23 protein-coding genes are annotated in these 22,511 nt (G+C 44.1%); 6 read left to right on the forward strand and 17 right to left on the reverse strand.

What is annotated here, in order from left to right:
* Window positions 1-124: 124 nt before the first annotated feature.
* From JMX83_RS02155 to JMX83_RS02165, 3 genes are all read right to left on the reverse strand, one after another.
* On the reverse strand, window positions 125-1,699 hold the full coding sequence (locus JMX83_RS02155; RefSeq protein WP_201598667.1) for a M16 family metallopeptidase: 1,575 nt from the start codon (window positions 1,697-1,699) through the stop codon (window positions 125-127).
* 68 nt (window positions 1,700-1,767) lie between these two features.
* A complete protein-coding gene (locus tag JMX83_RS02160; RefSeq protein ID WP_406947611.1) occupies window positions 1,768-3,282 on the reverse strand; it encodes a M16 family metallopeptidase in 1,515 nt (504 codons plus the stop codon).
* Between the two features lie 64 nt (window positions 3,283-3,346).
* Window positions 3,347-3,499, reverse strand: a complete 153-nt coding sequence (locus JMX83_RS02165) for a hypothetical protein (RefSeq protein WP_201598668.1) — start codon at window positions 3,497-3,499, stop codon at window positions 3,347-3,349.
* Between the two features lie 297 nt (window positions 3,500-3,796).
* Between JMX83_RS02165 and ftsY the strand changes: the two genes are divergently transcribed.
* Window positions 3,797-5,167 carry a signal recognition particle-docking protein FtsY gene (gene ftsY / locus JMX83_RS02170; protein ID WP_320157657.1) on the forward strand — a complete coding sequence of 457 codons (1,371 nt, stop codon included), beginning with the start codon at window positions 3,797-3,799 and terminating at the stop codon, window positions 5,165-5,167.
* 54 nt (window positions 5,168-5,221) lie between these two features.
* A complete protein-coding gene (locus JMX83_RS02175; protein WP_201598670.1) occupies window positions 5,222-5,806 on the forward strand; it encodes a methylated-DNA--[protein]-cysteine S-methyltransferase in 585 nt (194 codons plus the stop codon).
* Window positions 5,807-5,932: 126 nt separating this feature from the next.
* Here JMX83_RS02175 and JMX83_RS02180 read toward each other — a convergent pair whose 3' ends face one another.
* The 4 genes from JMX83_RS02180 to JMX83_RS02195 form a co-directional block, all read right to left on the reverse strand.
* Window positions 5,933-6,058, reverse strand: coding sequence for a FeoB-associated Cys-rich membrane protein (locus JMX83_RS02180; RefSeq protein ID WP_201598671.1), 126 nt, complete (start codon window positions 6,056-6,058; stop codon window positions 5,933-5,935).
* Between the two features lie 9 nt (window positions 6,059-6,067).
* Window positions 6,068-7,987, reverse strand: coding sequence for a ferrous iron transport protein B (gene feoB / locus JMX83_RS02185; protein ID WP_201598672.1), 1,920 nt, complete (start codon window positions 7,985-7,987; stop codon window positions 6,068-6,070).
* Between the two features lie 96 nt (window positions 7,988-8,083).
* Entirely contained in the window at window positions 8,084-8,416 is a 333-nt protein-coding gene (locus JMX83_RS02190) for a FeoA family protein (protein ID WP_201598674.1), read from the reverse strand.
* A 194-nt stretch (window positions 8,417-8,610) separates the two neighbouring features.
* A complete protein-coding gene (locus JMX83_RS02195) occupies window positions 8,611-9,360 on the reverse strand; it encodes a YebC/PmpR family DNA-binding transcriptional regulator (protein WP_201598675.1) in 750 nt (249 codons plus the stop codon).
* Between the two features lie 318 nt (window positions 9,361-9,678).
* Here JMX83_RS02195 and JMX83_RS02200 point away from each other — a divergent pair, with 318 nt between their 5' ends.
* Window positions 9,679-10,509, forward strand: a complete 831-nt coding sequence (locus JMX83_RS02200; RefSeq protein WP_075107416.1) for an ion transporter — start codon at window positions 9,679-9,681, stop codon at window positions 10,507-10,509.
* Between the two features lie 46 nt (window positions 10,510-10,555).
* Here JMX83_RS02200 and JMX83_RS02205 read toward each other — a convergent pair whose 3' ends face one another.
* Both JMX83_RS02205 and aroQ read right to left on the reverse strand, forming a co-directional pair.
* The gene (locus JMX83_RS02205; RefSeq protein ID WP_201598676.1) at window positions 10,556-11,857 is read right to left on the reverse strand and encodes an ABC1 kinase family protein; all 1,302 of its coding nucleotides are present in this window, start codon (window positions 11,855-11,857) and stop codon (window positions 10,556-10,558) included.
* Window positions 11,858-12,014: 157 nt separating this feature from the next.
* Window positions 12,015-12,551 (reverse strand): type II 3-dehydroquinate dehydratase, encoded by a 537-nt coding sequence (gene aroQ / locus JMX83_RS02210; protein ID WP_201598679.1) that lies wholly within the window; start codon window positions 12,549-12,551, stop codon window positions 12,015-12,017.
* Window positions 12,552-12,968: 417 nt separating this feature from the next.
* Between aroQ and JMX83_RS02215 the strand changes: the two genes are divergently transcribed.
* Window positions 12,969-13,184 carry a cold-shock protein gene (locus JMX83_RS02215; protein ID WP_192992921.1) on the forward strand — a complete coding sequence of 72 codons (216 nt, stop codon included), beginning with the start codon at window positions 12,969-12,971 and terminating at the stop codon, window positions 13,182-13,184.
* A gap of 278 nt (window positions 13,185-13,462) precedes the next feature.
* Window positions 13,463-14,617, forward strand: coding sequence for a DEAD/DEAH box helicase (locus tag JMX83_RS02220; protein WP_201598682.1), 1,155 nt, complete (start codon window positions 13,463-13,465; stop codon window positions 14,615-14,617).
* Window positions 14,618-14,731: 114 nt separating this feature from the next.
* Here the strand turns inward: JMX83_RS02220 and JMX83_RS02225 are convergent, their stop codons facing one another.
* The 8 genes from JMX83_RS02225 to ilvA all read right to left on the reverse strand — a co-directional run bounded on the left by JMX83_RS02225 (window position 14,732) and on the right by ilvA (window position 21,500).
* Entirely contained in the window at window positions 14,732-15,610 is an 879-nt protein-coding gene (locus tag JMX83_RS02225; RefSeq protein WP_201598684.1) for a sulfite exporter TauE/SafE family protein, read from the reverse strand.
* A 99-nt stretch (window positions 15,611-15,709) separates the two neighbouring features.
* Window positions 15,710-15,985, reverse strand: a complete 276-nt coding sequence (gene ccoS / locus JMX83_RS15155; protein WP_227675672.1) for a cbb3-type cytochrome oxidase assembly protein CcoS — start codon at window positions 15,983-15,985, stop codon at window positions 15,710-15,712.
* 129 nt (window positions 15,986-16,114) lie between these two features.
* A complete protein-coding gene (locus tag JMX83_RS02235; RefSeq protein WP_075107411.1) occupies window positions 16,115-16,888 on the reverse strand; it encodes a YdcF family protein in 774 nt (257 codons plus the stop codon).
* Window positions 16,878-17,918, reverse strand: a complete 1,041-nt coding sequence (gene murB, locus JMX83_RS02240; RefSeq protein ID WP_265089474.1) for a UDP-N-acetylmuramate dehydrogenase — start codon at window positions 17,916-17,918, stop codon at window positions 16,878-16,880. Before murB ends, JMX83_RS02235 begins: the two co-directional genes overlap by 11 nt.
* A gap of 306 nt (window positions 17,919-18,224) precedes the next feature.
* Entirely contained in the window at window positions 18,225-18,722 is a 498-nt protein-coding gene (locus JMX83_RS02245; RefSeq protein ID WP_201598688.1) for a low molecular weight protein-tyrosine-phosphatase, read from the reverse strand.
* 207 nt (window positions 18,723-18,929) lie between these two features.
* Complete coding sequence (locus tag JMX83_RS02250) at window positions 18,930-19,352, reverse strand: RNA-binding S4 domain-containing protein (protein ID WP_406947612.1); 423 nt, start codon at window positions 19,350-19,352, stop codon at window positions 18,930-18,932.
* Between the two features lie 99 nt (window positions 19,353-19,451).
* The gene (locus tag JMX83_RS15315; RefSeq protein WP_320157658.1) at window positions 19,452-19,844 is read right to left on the reverse strand and encodes an excalibur calcium-binding domain-containing protein; all 393 of its coding nucleotides are present in this window, start codon (window positions 19,842-19,844) and stop codon (window positions 19,452-19,454) included.
* 102 nt (window positions 19,845-19,946) lie between these two features.
* Window positions 19,947-21,500 carry a threonine ammonia-lyase, biosynthetic gene (ilvA, locus tag JMX83_RS02260; protein WP_201598691.1) on the reverse strand — a complete coding sequence of 518 codons (1,554 nt, stop codon included), beginning with the start codon at window positions 21,498-21,500 and terminating at the stop codon, window positions 19,947-19,949.
* 289 nt (window positions 21,501-21,789) lie between these two features.
* Between ilvA and rpiA the strand changes: the two genes are divergently transcribed.
* The gene (rpiA, locus tag JMX83_RS02265; protein WP_201598692.1) at window positions 21,790-22,449 is read left to right on the forward strand and encodes a ribose-5-phosphate isomerase RpiA; all 660 of its coding nucleotides are present in this window, start codon (window positions 21,790-21,792) and stop codon (window positions 22,447-22,449) included.
* Window positions 22,450-22,511: the final 62 nt, after the last annotated feature.

Raw genomic sequence — 22,511 nt, forward strand, 5'->3', positions numbered from 1 at the left:
GATATCACAAGTCAGTCACAAGACAATAAGCACATGAGTGATGAGTCGGGCATACTGAACTGCTCATCACTCACGCTATTCATTATCTAGTTAAGTGAATTTTCCCCAACTGATTTTCCTCTTTTTATTTGGTCGTTTTTATCGTCGCTTCGGTTCCCTTCCAAGGATTGTCTTGACCAACTGTTACGATTAAAAAGTCATCCGGAGTTAAGGTATCGCGTAGCGTTTTATTGACCCCTGACAGCGTGACTTGATCAATACGATTGACATAATCGGCCAAGTAAGTGTTTGGTAATTGATAGAAATTCATCATTCCTAACAACCCATTGATCCCTGCGTTACTTGCAAAACCCATCGGGAAGCTATTTTTGAGATTGTCTTTGGTCAGGCGTATCTCGTCCTGAGTGACTCCTTTTTCTAACGTGTCATCGATAACCTCTAAGCTTGCATCGATTGCCGCACGTGCTTTGTCATTGCGCGTTGAAAAACCAATCTGATAAGGCCCGCGGGCTAGCATCGGATTCATTGAGCCTGAAATACCGTAGGTGTACCCGAGATTTTGTCTAATCTCAGTCATCAAACGGGCATTAAAGTCACCACCTGCCATTACCTCATTACCAACCGCAAAATTGGTTTGCTGCTGCTGGGCTGTTGGATTGGTTGCACGTTTACTACCCAATTGCCCCATTAATACGGTGGTTTGGGTACTTGGGAAGGGAATATGAATGTGCTGTGCTTTAGTGAGAGGTTTAGGCTCAGGTAACTCAGCGGCTGCTTGACCCGCAGGCAGTTTAGTCGTGATATCCTCAGCCAGTTTTTTCGCCTGTACCAAGGTCAGATTTCCTGTCATAGCGATAGAGGCATTTGCCGCTACTAAATATCGATTTTTAAAGTCTATCAGCTGTTGCTTCTCGATAGTTGGCACGCTCTCTAGTGTACCGACTGAGGGATGAGCGTAAGGATGACTGCCATATAGAGCCTTATCAAAGGCAATGCTGGCAAGACTGCCAGGGTCTTGTTTTTGCTGCTGTAAGCCAACGAGTAATCGTGACTTATTACGTGCCAATACCTCGTCATTAAACGTAGGCTCACTCACCATTTGCGTCATCAAATCAACAGCTGGTAAAAGATGTTTATCGTCCGATAAGCTGCGTAGTGAAACAATGAACATATCCTTATAGGCACTACTGCCCAGATTGATACCTAGCGTTTCAACAGCGCGCGTGAATGCATCTTCATCTAAGCTTTTGGAGCCCTGCTCAAGCATCGTTGCGGTCATGTTGGCGATGCCAAAACCGTCCTTGTTGATACTGCCATCACGGGCACTACCAGCGTTAAAACGTAAGTCTACATCGATGATCGGTAAGGCTGTGGTCTGAACGAACATAACAGGGACGCCAGCTTTGGTCTTAAACTCTTGAATCGTTGGCACCGTGACTTTTAAAGGTTTGGCGTCATCAATACTGGTAAGCTTAGATAAAGCTGCAATTGGCGCACTTGCATCAACAGCAGTAGGGGCTCGGTAATCTTCAGCGCCTGTAGTGTCTGCTTGAGCAGTATTAGCCAATATACTCAACGCAAAAACTACGTTGGTACTAAGGCATGATAGCTTTTTTAATGAGAGACTAGATGATATAGAGGGCAAAGCATTACTCAAAGATTTTTGTCTTGCTTGAGAGTCATATTTATTCTGAATCATGATGTTCTTCTTATTAAGAATACGGTTGTATCGTCCCTTTTATGAGACGTTCTGATAACAGGCAGCATTTATTGTGCTTTGGTAGTGTTCTCTTTTGGCGGCACTATATGCATCACCGTCAAATTATCTTTAACCAAATACTTCTTACTGGCAGCCTGAATGTCAGCGACACTGATACCATCCAGCTTGGTTGGTAACTTAGCAAGCAATCTGTCATCTAGCCCGATAGACTGTATTGAGCCGATCATACGTGCTTGTCCTTCCATGCTGTCTTGAGCATATACTAGGCCAGTGACGGCATTGGTCTTGGCGCGACTGATTTCATCGGCGGCAATGGGATCCGTTTTGAGTTTTTCTATCTCTGATATTATGGCTTGTTGCGCTTGTTCTAAACTGACACCTTCACGTGGTGTCGCTTGAATCATAAACAGCCCATCGCCGCGATCTAAAAAATCGTAAGAAGTACCAACCGTGGTCAGCAGACCTTGCTCACGTATCAGTCGACTCTCCAAACGTGCAGATAGACCGCCATCGAGTACGTCTTGAGCAAGCGACAGTGCATAAGCCTGTTTTTCATTGTTTGCGCCTGCTGTCACTAGGCTAGGTACGTTGTAACCCATTAGCAAAACGGGCACTTGCACCGCTTGCTCAGAGTCTACTTTTTGATAACCACGGAAGCCTTTTTGAGTGACAGCGTTACGTTTGGGTACGTTGCTTGGCGCGAGCTTACCGAAATAGCGTTTGACTTGAGCGAGTACTTCTTGTGGTTGCACGTCGCCGACGATGACCAGAGTAGCATTATTGGGTGCATACCATGTCTTATACCAGTCTTTTAGATCCGAAAGCTTGATGGATTCTAGCTCATTCATAGGCCCAATGACAGATTCACCTTTTGGACTGTTAGGCAATGCTAGCAAACGAAAGGATTCGTAAGCTTTGGCAAGGGGGTTGTCATCAGTACGCTGACGTCGCTCTTCCATGACCACTTGATGCTCTTTGGCAAACTCTTTGTCATTGAAGGTGAGGTTTTTCATTCGATCTGCTTCAAGCTCTAAAGCCAATGGCATACGGTTGGCAGGAAATAGCTCGTAGTAGCCCGTATAGTCATAGCTGGTAAAGGCGTTGTTAACCCCGCCAAACTTGGCAATCAATCGCTCATAATCATCACTCGATATATCGGCAGTACCTTTAAACATCATATGCTCAAGTAAGTGAGAGATGCCGCCTTTATCTAGAGGCTCATCTGCCGAGCCCACCCGATACCAAATCTGTGTCATGGCGACGGGTGCACGGTGGTCTTCTTTTATGACCACTTTTAGGCCATTTTCTAGTTGATATTCATGCCGACCCGACATGTCCATTGCTAATGCAGAGGATGGCGATTTTTTGCTTGTTGTCTTTTTATTCAACGTGTTTTTATTTACAGTACTGTGAGACAAGTCTTTTGTAGCAATTGAGCTTGTAGAGGTCGCTACAGAATTAGAGGTCATCGTACTGGTTTGGCAAGCAGCAAGTGATGTCGCCATCGCTAAAGCACATGCAATGCGTAATGGCGTAATAGGTAGTGGTAAAGACAATGGCATGGTATGGTCTACTTATATAGAATAATGACTGGAGTGATGGACGTAATCATAGCAATACAATGCATCACAGTGATGTCTGTGCGCCAACCATGACACTAGCGGTCGGTCTGAACTCTTGCGTGGTATTGCAACCTGCCACAGATAATACAGTTGTCGTTAGCAAAATCGCTACACTGATATTGGCAATGCTTTTATAGTGTTTAGAGAGTGATGACATGGCCGTTTCCTAATAAGGATTTTTGAATGAGTCTTGGTAGAGTAGGCGAAGTCTGACAAGGAACAAGTCAGAATTTTGTGTCCAAACCTTAAGCAAAACTTTCTCAAATCATTATGTGATTTTTTAAGCAGATAATTTTTGACGACAGTCTACTATGGTAAGGGCTGAGCGCGACTTGAATTATGCTAAAATAGGCTAAAATCCATGGTCATATAGCTGGCAAGCTTATGACAATCTAAAAATCCATTTACAATAAACAAATAATTAATTAATAGTAATAACTTTTAGGGCAAACTTATGAATAACCCAAACAATAGCAACCGTGTGGTCATCAACCTTGATGATGGTCTTGATGACTTAGATGACGATGATATTACCTTACCCAGTTTACCGGCGCAATCTGTACCCATTATTGATGAAACAGAGAGTGCTGCGCCACAAAGGGATAATACGGCAAATAGAGACGTCTCAAACAATGAGGCAGCAGAAAATATTGCTTTGGCCACACCAATTGTTATGACAGAAGAGCATAACGTCCCTAAAGGTATCTCTGAGAGCTTTTCAAGTGCTAAAGAGACAGGCACTACGAGCAAACCTAACACTGCGACAACCATTCCTGCTATGCCACTACAAGAGCAATTAGGCGATACACCAAGTGTGAGTCCAGTCGCTAGCAGTAATGTACAAGCGACTAAGCCGCAAGAAATTGCTGAAGAGTCACCAGAAAATAAGAAAAAAGGCAGCTGGTTTAACCGTATGAAGACGGGGCTGAGTAAGTCACGTAAAAACTTGGCCGAAGGCATGGTCAGTATTCTTATCGGTGGTAAAGAGATTGATGACGAGCTGTTAGAAGAGGTTGAAGATCAACTATTGGTAGCCGATATCGGTGTCAACGCGACCAACCGTATTATCAAGAGTCTCACTGAGCAGACTGCCCGTGGTGACTTGATTTATGCCCATTCATTATATAAAGCCTTGCAAAGCGAGCTGGTCGATATCTTAACGCCAAAAGTTGAGCCGCTGGTGATTGATACCAGCAAAAAACCATTTGTTATCTTAGTTGTGGGCGTCAATGGTGTGGGCAAAACCACAACCATCGGTAAGCTTGCCAAGCGCTTACAAGGTGAGGGCAAATCAGTCATGCTAGCGGCAGGGGATACTTTCCGCGCGGCTGCCACCGAGCAGCTACAGATTTGGGGCGAGCGCAATAATATCCCAGTGGTAGCACAAGGTCATGGCTCTGATAGTGCTTCGGTGATTTTTGATGCGATGCAATCAGCCAAAGCAAAAAACATTGACGTGCTCATAGCAGATACTGCTGGCCGTCTGCAAAACAAGACGCATTTGATGGCAGAGTTAGAGAAGGTTGTACGCGTGATGCGTAAAGCCGATCCAAGCGCTCCGCATGAAGGTATGATCGTACTCGATGCTGGCACGGGTCAAAATGCCATCAACCAAGTTGAGCTATTTAACAAGATTGTACCATTGACAGGTATCACCATTACGAAGCTAGACGGTACTGCTAAGGGTGGCGTGGTGTTTAACATTGCCGAAACGACAGATGTGCCTATCCGCTATATTGGTGTGGGTGAGTCAATTGATGATTTGCGTGCCTTTAGTCCGAAGCAGTTTGTCGCCGCTTTGTTCGAAACAGATGACAAAGAATAAAATAGCCAGTTTTATTTGGTAAATCATTTTTAAGATAATATGGAAGTAGACGCTATGATAGTTACCACAGCAGCTTTTGGGTCACATCAATTAACGCTGATTGCCCGTGCTAATGCGCATGTTAGCAAGCATAGTCGGCCTATGCTCGTTGAAGCCAACTGGCTGCTGCCCGGTAATACTTGGTATAGCTCAAAATCTGTTCCCAAGCTTAAAAAATATTATGGCCTGACAGATGAAGATTTTACTTTTATAGACAGCAATAGCCTAAGCATGAAAGAACCTACTCAAGCTTTATTGATAGAAACGATTTTCCAACTCAAAGATTATGCTGCTGGTAAACGTAAAACATTGGATTTGCCCTTGGATTTCTCTATGGGTACTGAGTTTCAACAAAGCGTATGGCGGGCACTACAAGAGATTGGCTATGGCGAAACCATCAGCTATGCCACCCTCGCGCAGCGTGTTAATAGTCCGAAGGGGTTTCGCGCGGTTGCACAGGCTAATGGCAAAAACCCTTTTAGTATCATTGTTCCTTGTCACCGAGTGATTGCGAGCGACGGTAAGCTTGGTGGTTATACGGGCGGGCTAGACAAAAAAGAGTATCTACTAGCGCTTGAAGGGGTCAAATGTAGATCGTAGTAGCGAATATAGCGCTGTATCTATTAAGTTCTTAAATATATAGCAAAGCACCAAGCCTATAATCGGGTTTGGTGCTTTTTATTTGGTTATTTTCCTATGTGGGGCTTCCTTTGTGTAGTGCTCTGGCTATTTGGCGCATTTATTACAGCCAGAGCAGCCTTGAGATTTCTTAAAGATAATCTTTGTCCATACATAATAGACAGAGATGGCAACGATGATAAAGACAATCAAGTATTCTAACCATGTATTCATATCAGCTCCTTAAAATCCAAAAATTTGTCCCGTGATGCGGTAGACTATCCAAGCCATCGTATAAGCCAGCACAAACAGATAGCCAGTAATGGCTAAAGTCTGCTTCAATGACTTAGTCTCACGGCGAATAACCGCGAGGGTTGCCAAACACATTGGGGCGTATACATAAAAGGCCAAAAAGGCAAAGGCAGTGGCCAGACCCCATTGAGCATGAATGATAGGAATAAGCGTTTGGTTGATGGCCTCATCACCCACGCCGCCTACTGCATATACCGTACCCAGCGCTGCCACCACGACCTCGCGCGCGGCCAGTCCTGGGATTAAAGAAATACACATCTGCCAGGTAAAGCCAATGGGCGCAAAAATTGGCTCGATCAAATGTCCAAGCATACCAGCAAAGCTATAATCAATAGCAGGGCCAACGGCATTTGCAGGTGCAGATGGAAAAGTGACTAACACCCATAACACCACAGATAGCGTGAAAATCACTGTACCGGCTTTTCTTAAAAACGCACTCACTTTGTCCCAAAGTTCACCAGCGATATGCTTCACATTGGGCATGCGATAAGTTGGTAGTTCCATTAATAAAGGAAAAGCAGACGATTCTGATTTTGCACTATGAAAGCGTTTGAATAACCATGAAACTAGCGCTGCTGATAATGTGCCCGCAACATATAGTATAAATAAAGTAATGCCTTGCAAATTGAATATGCCAAGCACCGTTCGGCTGGGTATTACCGCTGCAATGATGAGGGCATAAATCGGTAGACGCGCCGAGCAAGTCAACATGGGCAGCACGGCAATGGCCATCAAGCGTTCTTTATGGCTCGGTATCGTACGAGTAGACATGACAGCGGGCACAGCGCAAGCGAAACCGGACAATAATGGAATAAATGAGCGTCCAGATAGTCCTACTTTGGATAATAAATTATCTAACAAAAACGCGGCACGCGGTAAATATCCTGAGTCTTCTAGTATCAATAAGAATAAAAAAAGCAAGGTGATTTGAGGTACGAACACCACGACGCTACCCACACCAGCCACAATGCCATCGACGATAAGACTCTGTAAGATACCATCTGGTAGCCATTGCGTCAGCAGTGTACCCACACTACCAACCAGCCATTCGATACTATCCATCAGCGGCGCAGCCCATGCATAGACAGCCTGAAAGATGACAAATAGGATCATCAGCAAAATAACCACCCCTATGACGGGATGCAATGTCAACTGGTCTAACCGCTCATGCCATTTTGGTAAACGTTGTGCACTTGTTACGGCTCGGCTTAGAATATCATCAGCCTGTTGATACATGGTATGCGTGTCGCTACCACCATCAAAGAAATGGATAGGCTTGTCGCTGCCAGAGATATACTCGATCAGCTCACCAGCTAATCTCATTAACGGCTCACAACCTTTGCGCTTGATCGCAACGGTCTTGACCAAAGGTACGCCCAGCTCATCAGATAATATCGCTTCATCTACGACCAGACCACGACTATGTGCCACGTCACTCAGATTGAGTGCGACAATGATCGGTAAGCCTAAGTTTTTTAGTTCAAGTAGCATCCGTAGTGACATACGTAAGTTGGTGGCATCCGCCACAAAAATAATCCCATCAGGGACAGATTCGCCAGGCATTTGACCGAAGAGCACTTTACGAGTAACTTCTTCATCTAGGCTGGCTGTTTTTAAGCTATAAGTGCCGGGCAGGTCTAAAATGTTGACATTGCTATGACCAAGCAGAGTAGCACTGCGCTTATCAACGGTAACGCCAGAATAGTTGGCTACCTTGGCTTTAGAGCCTGTTAGCACGTTGAAGGTGGCAGTTTTGCCGCAGTTGGGTGCGCCTACCAAAGCTAATGTGATAGGTGCAGTGTTAGCTTTTATTTGTTTGATTGGTACTGAGATGGATACTGAAGAGGACATAAGCTTATGCATCGCTTCTGGAGGAATGTATATGAGGAAGCTGTTTGGATAAAGCAGAGGATGACTGGTTTATCTGTGCAGATTGATCATGTGTTTTTACGCTGATGTGATGGCGCGGCATTTGATTTTCATCAGCTCGTCAGCACGTAAGCTAAACTGAGCGCCCGTACTTAGCTGCACGGCATAAGGCGGCTTACCAAACAGACCTTTGGCAACAATATGAACCAATGTATTGGGCAAAAATCCTAAGTCTTTGAGCCGTTGGCTAATGGCACCATCGATTTCACCGAAGCGATGATTGGCAACAATCTCGTCAATAATGGCAGGCTGGCGTTTGTTTAGCTCTAATAATGAACATACAGGCGATGCGTTTGTCAGAGTAGGAGCGTCAGTAGCGGTAGAATAAGAAGGTGAAAGCGTCACACTCATATAAAAGTCCTTAGTTATTTGCATCTTTGCAAATGATAACTATTACTATTTTTGTGTGATTATATGCCTCGTCTATGAGAAAAACAACCGTTATAAGAGAGTGCTGTGATAACGAAAAAACCAGACAGTATGACACCATCTGGTTTTATAACACTAAAGTTCAGTACTACTAAGAAAATCTGAAGCTGTCTTAGCTATCCCTCAAGCTGCGCCATGACGTCAGCAGAGAAGTTTACGTTAGTATAAACTTCTTGCACATCATCCGCATCTTCTAACATATCGATCATCTTTAGGATCTTTTCAGCATCTTCTACATTGTCGATTTCAGCCGTGGTAGATGGTGACATGGTGACTTCAGCATTGTCAGAGACAAGACCAGCAGCGTTAAGCGCGTCTTGAACTTGACCGAAAGTTTCCCACTCAGTAATGACAAGTAAGCTTTCACCATCGTTTTCGATATCAACGGCGCCCGCATCTAGTGCAGCTAGCATGACTTCATCTTCTAGGCTCACATCATTAAAGGTGATTTCGCCGCGTTTAGTAAACAGATACGCCACAGATCCTGATGTACCGAGGTTGCCATCGCATTTGGTAAAGGCGTGACGGACTTCACTGACAGTACGATTGAGGTTGTCAGTCATGGTTTCGACCAGTACCGCTACACCGCCAACACCGTAGCCTTCGTAACTGACTTCTTCCATGTTTTCATTATCACCGCCGCCTGTACCACGGTCGACAGCACGGTTAATCGTGTCGCGAGTCATATTGACTGATAGCGCTTTTTCGATAACAGCACGTAAGCGCGGGTTTTTGTCAGGATCGGGGTCGCCTTGTTTGGCAGCTGAGACGATTTCACGGATAATTTTGGTAAATATTTTACCTTTTACTGCATCCTGACGGGCTTTACGGTGTTTAATATTTGCCCATTTTGAATGGCCTGCCATATAACATCCTTAAGGTTTACGTATTATTTTTTATGTGCAAAAAGGCGATGAATCACAGCCTTCGATGTCTGATCACCTTGTTTTATACTATCATTACTTTGTCTATATAAGGTAGTAGCGCTACTTGCACGTTAACGATTTGTATGTTGTTGAGAGTGCTTTTTTGCTACACTGTGGCAAATTATAGATTGTATTCACTGTGATAAGTGAGCAATATTATAAACCAGTTTTAACTATTTTGACCAACTTGCCCTTATCCATCACATTTTAAGTCATGGAATGCTATCAAGCCATTGATTTTATAAAGTTACTGATTCTATGAAGCAACCAACCGCTGAAGCCCTAACACACTTGCGTAACCGCACGCATATCATTATCGAAGGTACAGATACCCGTTTGGGTAAGCTCTTTGATATTGTATTATTGATTGCGATTTTGGCCAGTGTTGCTGTCGTCATGCTTGATAGTGTTTTGTACATGCGCTTGCAATATGGCACGTTGTTTTTTTATGCAGAGTGGTTTTTTACCATTCTGTTTACCATTGAGTATGCGCTAAGGTTGTTTTCAGCACCCAATCGTTTGCGCTATGCGTTTAGCTTCTTTGGGATAGTGGATTTGCTGTCTGTTTTGCCAAGCTATCTCAGCTTACTGTTTGTAGGGGTGCAGTATCTACTCGTGATACGAGTGCTACGTATCTTACGTGTATTCCGTGTCCTAAAACTCAAAGCCTATATGCAACAGGCAGGTTTTTTGGCTTCTGCACTTAAGACCAGTCAGCAGAAAATTACGGTCTTTTTCTTATCCCTTGTGCTATTGGTAACCATCTTTGGTTCAATTATTTATGTAGTAGAGGGGCCTGAGAACGGGTTTACTAGTATTCCATTGTCTATCTATTGGGCGGTCGTTACGATGACAACGGTTGGCTATGGTGATATGTCGCCCAAGACGCCGTTAGGCCAAGCGATTGCAACCATGGTTATGATCACAGGTTATTCGATTATTGCTGTACCGACCGGTATTTTTACCTCTGAGCTGGCTCGTAATATGCGCCCACAGCTCAATCCTGTCACTTGTCCAAACTGTGGTAAATTCGGTCATGCAGTGGGCGCAGACTTTTGCGATCGCTGCGGGCACGCGCTCCATATCTAATGATAGGTAGTGACAGGTTTTATATCGCTACTGATGGCTCTCTTATTTATACTTCAATGTACTCATCAACCAGCGGCGAGAGGTCAGTCTCGACGCCTAGATTTACCAAGTTCCAGTACTGTCCTGATATAGTGCGATCTAGCATCATCGTTGTGGCAGAGGGCTGAAACTGACCAAAGTATTTCAATGAGGTACGCATTTGCGCAATGGCATCATGATGTATCTGACTGCTGCCAAAATCAAACGCACCTTCCTGATACGGGCTGATAGATAATGGCTTGAGGCCAATGGATAGCCATTTTTCATAAAACTCGCCAGGGATGTTTTTATTATCGTCACGGCGAATATCTAAGGCGACGAGGTCTTGCTCAAGTGCGGTCACATCGCCTTTGATAGCATGTTTGGCGAAACGACGGAACAATTGAACTTCGCTATCACTGTAACTACGGATACCACCAAAATCATAAGCCACGACGCTGCCGTCATGACGAAATGCAAAGTTGCCTGGATGTGGGTCACAGTGCATACGGTAGAGGCCAAATAGCTGTCCTGCGGTAAAATGAAACAGGCGCTCTGCTATTTTTTGTTTAATATCATTGTCCCATGTCGCAGCGACAGTCAATGTCTCTCCCATCTCCTCGGTTAAGGTCAGAATCCGTCTGGAAGAATGGCTGCTGATGACTTTAGGAATGATAAGTCCTTCATCCTCTGCATGAAAAGCGCCAAACACACGTAAGTTATAAGCTTCTTTGGTATAGTCAAGCTCATCATGCAAGCTTTGGCGAATCTCGTTAAAGAGTTGCTCTTGCAACTGTTTACTCATATTGAGTACGCCTGCAATCTTTAGTGCCATGCGGACTTGCTTGAGATCACTATCACAGTTTTCATCCACATCAGGGTACTGGACTTTGACCACGACTTTTTGTCCAGACAATAAAGTAGCTTTGTGCACTTGTCCGATAGATGCGGCAGCAAACGGCATTTCTTCAAACTCACTGAACAACTCTGCTATAGGGGCTTTTAGCTCACGCTCAACTTGTGCACGTATTTGCGCATAGGGCATTGGCGGGGCATCTTTTTGGAGTTTTTCTAAAGCAGTGGCAACTTCAGGTGGAAAAACGTCTTTATATTGTGACGCAATCTGTCCGACCTTCATCACCGCGCCCTTCATCTCACCCAATGTTTCGGCAATCTGAATACCCACGTCTTGCATCAAATCTGAGCGTGCTTGTAGCCGCTTTTCTTCGTCACTTGAGAGATGCTTAAATGAGTTCTTAGCTGCTTTGCCGGCAATACTTGCTGTCATGCCAGCGAGTTTCATAAAGCGCTTTCCGGACGATTTTGCCATTCATGTCACCATATAGTGGGTTGTGTGCTCAGTGATAATTCTATTATTTTCATCAGCCAATTACTGTTTGACTAATGTGTGAAAAGGCAAACAAAATTTTTTGGTAGAACTTTATTTGGTAGAGAAAGAGGTTAATTCACAAGCGTGAACTATTACACTAATCGCTCATATGGATTGAATACATAGTATTCAGATAATAATGTAATGCCATCTCATAGCCCATGTGACCCAGTCCACAAATAACACCAACGGCGATATCGCTCAGATAAGAATGATGCCGAAAAGTCTCACGCGCATGTACATTGGATAAATGCACTTCTATAAATGGTTTTTGTGTCGCTAGCAACGCATCCCGTAACGCAACTGATGTGTGAGTGAATGCAGCAGGATTGATGATTATGGCATCGACTTGGTCAGTTTTATCTGCTAATAAGCCATGATGTTGGATCTTATCTACTAGATCGCCTTCATGATTTGACTGTATACAAGTTAATTCAATGCCGTGCTGAGCGGCTCGTTCGACCAAGCGTTTTTCGATATCTACCAGCGTCATATGGCCATAAATTTCAGGCTCACGCTTACCCAATAAGTTCAGGTTGACGCCATTCACCAATAGCAGTTTGTGATTGAGTGTCTGATCGATGTGTTGGTCAGCAGGATTTTCTACTACTGTAGATGGAGAAGAGGACGTCATAGTAATCTCTGTCGCTATTTAAATATGTGGATGATTTATTATAATGAATAAGGTATGCATGACAAATAGGTTGCACAAGCTGAGCCAGCGTATCCCTTTATAATAGCAGCTTGTAGGCTAGGTTATAAAAAAATTACAGGAAAAACTCACCCATGCATCAAAAAGCGTGTTAAAAGTCTTTATGTTGCTAAAAACCCGTGCTATGATATTTTTTATGCAATAAATATTGCAAGTTTGTTACTGTCATTGATATGAAAGATAGTTTGCAAAATTGGCTTTCTTTTATATAAGCGTTTTAAAGATGACTGTGGCTAGGTTAGTATTCTTAAGTTTTTGATTTCATCATCTTAGATCCCGTTTATATGCAATGTTGCAAAGGAATTTGGGACTAAGCGAACTTTTTTAGGAAGTAATATTATGTCAGCTCGTGAGCAAGGTATCGTTAAGTGGTTTAATGACTCAAAAGGCTTTGGTTTCATTCAACGTGACAGCGGAGAAGATATTTTTGTCCATTTCCGCGCGATTCAGGGTGATGGCTATCGTTCTTTGAAAGATGGCGAAAAAGTTGAGTTCAGTGTCGTAGAAGGTGAGAAAGGCCTTCAAGCTGAAGAAGTCAGAAAGATAGAAGAGTAATCTATCCAGACATTAAAGCGGTTTAGTTATAATGTCTGTACGAACTACTGATATACTACTGAGTCAAGCCCGTATTGTCTTACCCATGTTGAGTTAACAGCAGCATATTTGGTAGGTCAGGTATTGGGCTTGGCTTTTTTTGTACCCGTATGTCTAGCGGCCATCTATAGATATCATGTTGCGACTGCTATTGGTCACGCTTATGTCAGTATAAAGCTTTATTGTGAGCTGATTTGTGATTGATAAAATACAAGCAACTAATTTAAAAGGATATTTTTTTGAGTAATTTTACAACGTTTACTGATTTGCCACTTTCAGTCGCGACATTACGCGCCGTGAGTGATTTGGGTTTCACTGAATTAACGCCTATTCAGGCAAAAATACTACCGCATACATTAGCAAATCAAGATGCCATCGGACAGGCGCAAACGGGAACCGGTAAGACAGCAACGTTTTTGCTGACTATTATGGAGGCGTTACTCAAACGTCCTTTTACGCATGATGAAGAGCGCTATCTCGGTGAGCCACGTGCAGTCGTTATGGCACCAACGCGTGAGCTCGCTCAGCAGATATTTGACGACTGCATAGCATTGACCAAATATACGTCGCTGCATAGTGTCTGTATCATGGGCGGTACAAATTACGAAACCCAGCAGCATGAGCTTGAGCGCCAATACGTTGATATTTTGGTAGCGACGCCTGGCCGTCTGATTGACCTTGCCAATAAAGGTATGGTGTATTTGGATCGAGTAGAGGTGTTGGTCTTGGATGAAGCTGACCGCATGCTGGATATGGGCTTTATCCCTGATATCAAGCGCTTAGTAGGTCGTATGCCCGCCAATACAGACCGTCAAAGCTTACTGTTTTCTGCTACTTTTAACCAAGATGTGATGAATTTGGCGTATCGCTGGTTGCATGAGCCGCAGTTTGTGGAAATCGAGCCAGAACACAAAACCAGCGAATTGGTTGATCAGCACTTTTACTTACTGACAGAAGATCAAAAACTCGAAGCCCTGCAGCGTATTATTAGTGATGAGGCCGTTGAAAAGGTCATTGTATTTGCCAATCGCAAAGATCAAGTCAAGCGTCTCTATCATAAACTGCGCCAAGCACATAAGATTGTCATGCTCTCAGGTGATGTGATTCAGCAAAAACGTGAGAAGTATTTGCAGCGTTTTAAAGATGGTCACGCGTCTATCTTAGTGGCGACAGATGTTGCAGGGCGCGGTATCCATGTCGATGATATCAGTCATGTGGTTAACTATACATTGCCGGATCAACCAGATGATTATGTCCATCGCATTGGCCGTACGGGCCGCGCTGGGCAAACAGGCATTAGCATTAGCTTTGTCAGTGAAGATGACGCATTTAATATACCTGCATTAGAGAAGCATTTAGAGACCAAGTTTACGCTTGAGCAGTGGCAGGAATAATTACTATAAATGGATATCATTTAACCAATAAAAACCCTTAATATCATTTTGGATATTAAGGGTTTTTTGTACGCTTGGTAAAGTCCACGCAGTACTCAAATTATGTGTTAGAAATTATTGAGCATGATTCATGGAGGTGGCGTCATCGCCCATATCATGCATGCTATGATCCATATGATTATCCATGTCTTGCATATCATGATCCATAGCTGGCATCATATTGTGATTCGTCTGATCCATGTCATGAGCATCTGTCTCAGACATCATAGCAGAGTGGCTACTATGATCCATCTGTGCGTGTCCACCACCATGCCCGCTATGCATATTTGTCATGACCATAGGAACGACAACAACTGCCAAACCTGAGAGTACCATCACCGCACCATTTAACTGCCTTAAGCGAAAACGACCAATCTTGTCACGTAACCAGCCAACTGTCTCGTGCGTTGCAACTAGCATCGGTATGGTCCCTAAGCCGAATACAAACATCAATACAGCACCGCTTAATGGGTTGTGAGCGACGACAGCAATCAGTAGAGCGCCGTATACCAAACCACAAGGCAAAAAGCCCCAAAGCAAACCTGCTGTTAGTGCGCGCGGAAAAGTATTGAGTGGAAATACCTTTTGACGCAGCGGGCTAAGGTATTGCCAAAAGCGCATGCCAAAACGTTCAAGCTTGGTCAAAAACGGCGCGCCAAGCATGGTAACACCGACGAATACTAGTACCAGTCCTAACAAGATGCGCGGCATGCTATTGCCCTGCATCAATGGCGCTAATACCGTGACACCAATAAGGCCTGCGACCAAACCCAATAATGCATAACTGGTTAGACGGCCAAGATGGTAGGTGGCCACCAAAGCGCGGCGTTTAGTAGGACTGACATCTTTCATAGACAGACCAAATGCCGTCACAAGACCGCCACACATACCCAAACAATGCGGCGAGCCAAAAAAACCCATCAGTAATGCCGCAACAAGTAAAGCCATGGTCATGGATGCATCTCCTAAAAGTCATAAAGGCCGTATCTATAGACACGATTATTATCTAACAAAAGCTCATCATTACACGATGAACAGAGAAGAGGATAAAGGTTAGATTTTTGGGTTTTTCTCTACATCAGTGTGAACGACTGTATCTTTATTAACATTATCCTCTGACGGCTCGGTATTCGCAGAAGGCTGAGACTGCACCGCGCGCTCATGAGCTTGCATGGTTTGCCTGCGCTCTTGACGATCATCCAATATGATACGCTGTGATGCATTGTCCAAATCTTCGAACTGGTTTGATTTTACCGCATAACGCACCGCCCAGATGGCAACCACAAATAGCATGAGACTTAATGGGATTAATAAAAATATACTGAGCATGGTAACTCTCTTCGATAGCAGTGTCTTTTATTATTATACACCCATCGCAAATGCAGTGGATGATTTGTAGCGATTAGAATGAGGCATAGCATCATAAGACGATATTAGCTGCGCGTTTAGCATAAAAACCTATTCATCAGATGCTTTTTTTGCACTGCCTCGCGGTGTTAGGAGTTGCTGTGAAGTCACATCATCAGCATGACGACAATTCATTTGCGGACGTATCACATCCCGTAGATAGGCGGCGATTTCATAAACAGCCCGCCGTGAATGACTTAGGTTTTGCGCAGGTTTCATCCAGTCGCGTCTAACTGGCAATGGTGCGCTAAGCGGTGTGCTATTAATACCATTCAAGGCAAACTGTCTACGCGCACGTGCCATATGATAGCTATCAGTAATAAGGTAAACGTGATGGAGCGGAATACGCTTGGCTGTAAAACGGGCATTTTCGCACGTATTCATACTGGCATTTTCGCTTATCAGCCCATCGATACCATGCTCAATGAGCCACTGACCGAGCCAAGGGGCTTCAGCGCCACTTAGTACAATAGGTAAGGGAAGATCGTGATAAGCGCCTGCAGCAGTACGCGCACGATTCAGGCTATAGCGATTGAGGATGATTTGATTGTTATTATCATTAGTTAGACCACCGCCTAATACCACGTAAGCAGTCGGCGGAGAGCTCATAGCAGCAGAAGGCATTTTTGGTAAAGGAAGAAGCGCAAATATATAGACAACGGCTTGTGAGAATAGCGGTGTGAACAAACTGATTAGGACTAAAATAACAGACGTCGAGCCTAATACAAAGGTAATATTGATGATACGAAATAGCTTCACCATCCGTTCGGCTGAACGCAAATAGTTTCGCCATAAGCGTTTAGACCATGATTGTTTAGACCACATGCTCAGCATATCCAATTGAGCCATCAGCATTCACCCAAACTGGCTCACGTGATAGCTGAATTGCAAATTTCTCATAGACAATATTGGCGATATAGCGCTGTGCTGTTGCCACATCTTCTTGAGTTGCTTGATAAGGCGTGTGATTGGTCAGTACCAGCGCCTGATGTTTGTGAGTCACGATGGGTACGATGCCGCTCCCTTTTAATCCTGCTTGCTCAATGAGCCAACCTGCCGCAACTTTTACCATTGCGTCAGGCATCGGATAACCAACGATAGCTGGATAGATTGCTTGTAGCGCCGTAAACTGCTCCTGAGCGATAATAGGGTTTTGAAAGAAACTACCACAGTTAGGTAGCTGTTTTGGGTCTGGCAGCTTTTGTTGTCTGATATCTATAATGGCTTGCATAACGTCATGAGGCGTCGCTTGCTCGCGCCCTTGTTGCTCAGCATAGCGCTGCGCCACAGTCTGTACATCACCATAGTTGGCTAGAATACTGGTAGGATCAGTATGCAATCTGAAACCGACGCGACTAATAAGCCATGTGTTTGGCGTGCGCTTAAAGATACTGTCACGATAGCCAAATTGACAGTCGGCCGCTGATAAATGGTGCCAAGTTTGTGTCGGTAAATGATAAGCGCGTACATATTGTAAGCAGTCTTCTAATTGCACACCGTAAGCACCAATATTTTGTATTGGCGCTGCACCAGTTAGGCCAGGTATGAGCGCAAGATTCTCTAACCCATACCAGCCTTGATTGACTGTATGTACGACCAAATCGTGCCAGTTTTCGCCCGCCATTACCTCGATATCGACATAGCCATCAGTCTGAGCAGTCAAATGAATACCGCGCATTTTGGGTTGCAATACCACCGCATTTAACGCTGCTGGCATTAAAACATTGCTACCGCCAGATAAAACAAATAATGACAGCTGATGCTCTACGTCCTCTGCATAGGTTGCCATAAAGTCATCAAGCTGAGCCTCATTAGTCAACGTCACTACAGAATCAGCGACACAGGCCAGTGCCATCGTATTGCTATGTGACAAATCGACTGAACTACTGACTAACAGAGTCGCTGATGAGTCATTTATAGTCGTGGTCTGAGCGTCTAGATCAAGGCGTGCAGCTTGGGTCATAACATAGCCTATGGGGCAAAATAATAATAAATAATAAGGTAGCTATAGTTGATTCAATTTAAAAGAGATACAGGGCAACTGAGTGCAGACGTAACTGTGATACTTCAAGCCAGGTTAACGCTGTAGCTCTTTTATAGAGGATTAACTATATTATAGAGGATACCGGATGCAAGAGTAGCAGAAATATAGAATTTATGGCTAACAAGCTTTCCAGCTTTCGATCCAAGCTTGTGCGCTTGATTCGATGCGTTCGATCACCTCTTCAAAATCATCGCTATCACCTTTATAGGGATCCGGTACATCGTTACCGCCGTAGGTAGGGTCTTCTTCACTAAAGAGGGCCAGCTTTGCCAAGTCATCTTCTGTATCTGTAATGCCGTCTTTAATAGCTTGCAGGTCGGCCAAATTCTGTGAATCCATGGCCAAGATTAAATCGAAATCGCGAAAGTCATTAGCGGTTACCTGGCGTGCAACCAATTTATTAATTTTGTAGCCATGTGATTTGGCATGACGCTGCGAGCGTGGGTCAGGTTTGTCGCCGACATGTGAATCACTGGTACCTGCTGAGTCTATCTTTATTGAGAGTCCAGCAATTGCCGCTTGCTGACGAAAAACTTCCTCAGCAGTTGGTGAACGGCAGATATTTCCTAAACAAACCAATAATACAGACGAGGGAGTACAGGCTTTCATCAGCATAATATGACCTTCTATAACAAAAAAAACATGCTATAAGAGACCAGCATTGTTAATGCGGCTTTTATTAGCATGCAATCGATTGAACCAACGACTAGCGTAACGCTTAATCGCTTGAATGGCAAGGATAGAGACTGGACAATAGCGTCACTTAATAATAGGTTTATGACAATGCTATATATAACTGGGTGATGCGGGGGTAATGCTATATCAATCTTGATTGCTTTTGAAGCGCTGTAAGTCACGGCGCTCTTTTTTATTCGGCTTGTTATCAGGGCGTGCAAGGTTGGCAAGTTTGCGCTGTTCGGCATAATAAGCACGCCGCGTTTCGCTCTCTTTGGTCTCTGAATATAATACCTCAGCAGCGGTCGCGTTGCCACGCTGTGCAGATAGCGCCTCAACAACGACAGTCTTTTCGGTCATGGTAGTAGCTGAGCCTTGACGAATGGTTAGCTCGTCGCCGACTGAGATTTCTTTACTGGTCTTGACGCGGCTACCACCATAATGGACACGTCCGCTTTCAATTGCTTGCTTGGCAAGCGTACGTGTGCGATAAAACCTGGCTGCCCACAACCATTTATCAAGTCGAATTTTGGCCAGACTTTGAGGGTTATTATTTGTACTTTTATTCATAAGCATCCTTTTGCATTCGTTTTTATATTAAATCATAGTTTTATATAAATAATATTAGGGCAAATTTACTATTTGCAAATGGATTTTTGTGATTGTGAGTCAGTTGCACAATTGTTGTTCACAAGGTATACCGTCGTGGTTACCATCCATTTTGGTATTAGGACAGTAGTTTGTGAAGTAAGTTGCCTCCGCACAGGATGTCATTTGTGAGCAATGTGTTCTGCCGTCACATGAAAATTTTGATGTTGCTGATTGTGTAGATAAAACTGGAGTTACGGTTGACTCTGATGTTGAGATAGGCCCCAAGTCAACGTATGTTGGCGGTATGTCATCAATATTATCAACGTCATTAGAAGTAAGAGTAGATTGCGTTACGATATCTGCTGCTGCATTGGTTGCAGGTTGATGTACCGTGTTTTTAGGTTGAAGGACTCTATAACCTATAAGCACGAAAAGCAGACATGTCAATATCACTAATACTTTGTTTATCACTGTGCCATACCTGCCAGCTCATAATTATTATTAATATGAAAATGGCAGTTTTTAATCGACTTAAAAACCGCCATTGGATTTGAATTTTTATAGCTATTTTTACTATCTTAAAAACAACTGATAGCCAATATTGTCATTGACCGTCGTACAGTCGTAACCGATATCTAAAAGGGCGTCTTGTAGTTGGCGCGAGTTACTGTCAGAGGCTTGTAAGCCAACCAACACCCGACCTTCAGCGGCACCATGGTTACGGTAATGGAATAAAGTGATATTAAAGTCATCGCCCAATTTTTCTAAGAAAGTCAGCAGTGCGCCCGGACGCTCTGGGAATATCACTTGTAGTAGCTGCTCGTTTTCAACCTTGGCGTGACCACCAATCAAATGACGGATATGTGACTTGGCGATATCATCGTCAGTCAGATCGTGAGCGGTATAGCCATCGTCTGCCAGTTGGCTGCTGATGGTTTGACGTTCTTTTTCGCCTTCTTTTAACGCGATGCCGACAAAGATTGAGGCAGGCTCCATAGAATCTGGCGATTTTTTGCTGTCAGCACGGTAGTTAAACTCAGTGATATTACGACCATGCAGACTGCGACAGAAATTCAAGAAAGCGCCTGTTTGTTCAGGGATAGTGACCCCAAAGATGGCTTCTTTTTTCTCACCAATTTCAGTACGCTCAGCGATATAGCGCAGACGGTCAAAGTTCATATTAGCGCCGCAAATGATGGCCGCGCAGTTTTTACCTTGAATATTGTTCGCTGTGATATATTTTTTCATACCAGCAACTGCCAACGCACCTGCAGGCTCTACGATACTGCGGCTCTCCTCAAACACATCTTTGACCGCGGCGCAGACTTCATCGTTGCTACAGGTGACGACTTTAGGCTCCACGACAGGGCCGGAGTTATCGCTTTTTTGCGTACGCACAACGTCAAAAGGCAATTCACCAATCTGCGCGACTGCTACGCCATCGACAAACAATCCCACTTGCTCAAGTTTGACACGTTCACCCGTTTCAAGTGCGGCTTTTAGACAAGCTGATTGTTCCGCTTCTACCGCGATCACTTTGACATGCGGTGCCACTTCTCCCAAAAATGCGGCGACACCTGAGATGAGACCGCCACCCCCAACCGCGACAAAGACGTAATCCATGTTGCGCCATTGTTGTGTCAGCTCAAGCGCGATGGTTCCTTGTCCTGCAATCACCAATTCATCATCATAAGGCGGTATAAAGGTCAGGCCCTCGCGTTCAGCACGATCTATTGCATAGCGGTTTGCTTGATCAAAACTATCACCGTGCAGATCCACATTACCGCCAAGTGCTCTGACGGCATCTACTTTGATGTCGGGAGTCGTGGTTGGCATGACGATGATGTTATTCAGTGACAGTTTGCGCGCAGAGTAAGCCACGCCTTGTGCATGGTTGCCTGCTGAGGCGCAGATAACGCCGCGCGCTTTTTGCTCATCGCTTAGCTGACTGATACGGTTGTAGGCACCGCGCAATTTAAAAGATTTGACTGGCTGTAAGTCTTCACGCTTGAATCGAATGTCATTGGCAAAACGTTGGGTCAGCTTGGGCGCCGTTTCAAGTGGTGTTTGAATAGCAACGTCATAGACGGTGGCTTGTAAGATGGCTCGTACCCAATGTGACAGCATAGTAATCCCTAAACAGAATGAATATAAAAAAGAAATAGATTAGCCTATGCTGATTTTGAGTATCTTGCAAGACTCAATTGCAGTTTTCTTGGGATTTCATGCCTGAATGAATATAAAGTGAAAGCGTGCGGTTAAGAACGTTGTGAGATAAGTATTATATGACTACCGAATTAGAATTGTGATTGCGCTAACATCGATGAATATCATCGGTTATAATAGCCGCGCATTTTATTTGTTTTAGTCTTTTACTTTTTTTAAGACCATACGTTTATTTTTCCAAGGATTTATGATGAGTGATCAGCAAGCACAAAAGCAAGCCGCCGCCCGCGCCGCCCTAAGCTATATCGAAGACGATATGATACTTGGGGTAGGGACGGGTAGTACGGTCAACTGTTTGATTGAGTTGTTGCCACAAGTGAAGCTTGCTGGTGCTGTCGCTAGCTCACAGGTGACTGAAGACAAACTTCGCGCGCTTGGTATCGAAATCGTTGATTTGAACTTTGCTGGCACGTTAGATGTTTATATTGATGGTGCTGATGAAGTCAATGAGCACTTGCAACTTATCAAAGGCGGCGGCGGTGCATTGACTCGCGAAAAGATTGTCGCGGCAGCGTCTAGCAAGTTCGTTTGTATGGTCGATGAAAGCAAAAGCGTTGAGATCTTAGGTCGTGCGTTTCCAGTACCAATTGAAGTACTGCCACAAGCTCGCTCGTATGTGGCTCGTCAATTGGCCAAATTGGGCGGTGAACCAGTATATCGTGAAGACTTTGTCACTGATTATGGTAACGTTATCTTAGATACTTATGACTTGGATGTGAGCAATCCAATTGCGCTAGAAAAAGAGCTGAATAATATCGTCGGTGTGGTTTGTAATGGTATTTTTGCGGCGAACCAAGCTGATGTTCTATTAAAAGCAGGTGCAAATGGCGTGACGACGCTCACGCATTAATTCATATCCATACGCTTGCTAAAAATTGAATAATAAAAAAGGCAGACTAATATATAGTCTGC

The organism is Psychrobacter piscatorii (assembly GCF_904846415.1).
Taxonomy (GTDB): Bacteria; Pseudomonadota; Gammaproteobacteria; order Pseudomonadales; family Moraxellaceae; genus Psychrobacter; species Psychrobacter piscatorii.

Bases quoted from the DNA above. Each gene is read 5' to 3' on its own strand.
- ftsY (WP_320157657.1), top strand. From the start codon at position 3,797: ATGAATAACCCAAACAATAGCAACCGTGTGGTCATCAACCTTGATGAT.
- JMX83_RS02190 (WP_201598674.1), bottom strand. From the start codon at position 8,416: ATGAGTGTGACGCTTTCACCTTCTTATTCTACCGCTACTGACGCTCCT.
- JMX83_RS02160 (WP_406947611.1), bottom strand. From the start codon at position 3,282: ATGCCATTGTCTTTACCACTACCTATTACGCCATTACGCATTGCATGT.
- JMX83_RS02200 (WP_075107416.1), top strand. From the start codon at position 9,679: ATGAAGCAACCAACCGCTGAAGCCCTAACACACTTGCGTAACCGCACG.
- murB (WP_265089474.1), bottom strand. From the start codon at position 17,918: ATGGCACTGGCCTGTGTCGCTGATTCTGTAGTGACGTTGACTAATGAG.
- ilvA (WP_201598691.1), bottom strand. From the start codon at position 21,500: ATGCTGTCACATTGGGTACGAGCCATCTTACAAGCCACCGTCTATGAC.
- JMX83_RS02180 (WP_201598671.1), bottom strand. From the start codon at position 6,058: ATGAATACATGGTTAGAATACTTGATTGTCTTTATCATCGTTGCCATC.
- JMX83_RS02175 (WP_201598670.1), top strand. From the start codon at position 5,222: ATGATAGTTACCACAGCAGCTTTTGGGTCACATCAATTAACGCTGATT.
- JMX83_RS02155 (WP_201598667.1), bottom strand. From the start codon at position 1,699: ATGATTCAGAATAAATATGACTCTCAAGCAAGACAAAAATCTTTGAGT.
- feoB (WP_201598672.1), bottom strand. From the start codon at position 7,987: ATGTCCTCTTCAGTATCCATCTCAGTACCAATCAAACAAATAAAAGCT.
- JMX83_RS02250 (WP_406947612.1), bottom strand. From the start codon at position 19,352: ATGAATAAAAGTACAAATAATAACCCTCAAAGTCTGGCCAAAATTCGA.
- rpiA (WP_201598692.1), top strand. From the start codon at position 21,790: ATGAGTGATCAGCAAGCACAAAAGCAAGCCGCCGCCCGCGCCGCCCTA.
- JMX83_RS02235 (WP_075107411.1), bottom strand. From the start codon at position 16,888: ATGTGGTCTAAACAATCATGGTCTAAACGCTTATGGCGAAACTATTTG.
- JMX83_RS02165 (WP_201598668.1), bottom strand. From the start codon at position 3,499: ATGTCATCACTCTCTAAACACTATAAAAGCATTGCCAATATCAGTGTA.
- JMX83_RS02245 (WP_201598688.1), bottom strand. From the start codon at position 18,722: ATGCTGATGAAAGCCTGTACTCCCTCGTCTGTATTATTGGTTTGTTTA.
- JMX83_RS02195 (WP_201598675.1), bottom strand. From the start codon at position 9,360: ATGGCAGGCCATTCAAAATGGGCAAATATTAAACACCGTAAAGCCCGT.
- JMX83_RS02225 (WP_201598684.1), bottom strand. From the start codon at position 15,610: ATGACCATGGCTTTACTTGTTGCGGCATTACTGATGGGTTTTTTTGGC.
- JMX83_RS02215 (WP_192992921.1), top strand. From the start codon at position 12,969: ATGTCAGCTCGTGAGCAAGGTATCGTTAAGTGGTTTAATGACTCAAAA.
- JMX83_RS02205 (WP_201598676.1), bottom strand. From the start codon at position 11,857: ATGGCAAAATCGTCCGGAAAGCGCTTTATGAAACTCGCTGGCATGACA.
- aroQ (WP_201598679.1), bottom strand. From the start codon at position 12,551: ATGACGTCCTCTTCTCCATCTACAGTAGTAGAAAATCCTGCTGACCAA.
- ccoS (WP_227675672.1), bottom strand. From the start codon at position 15,985: ATGCTCAGTATATTTTTATTAATCCCATTAAGTCTCATGCTATTTGTG.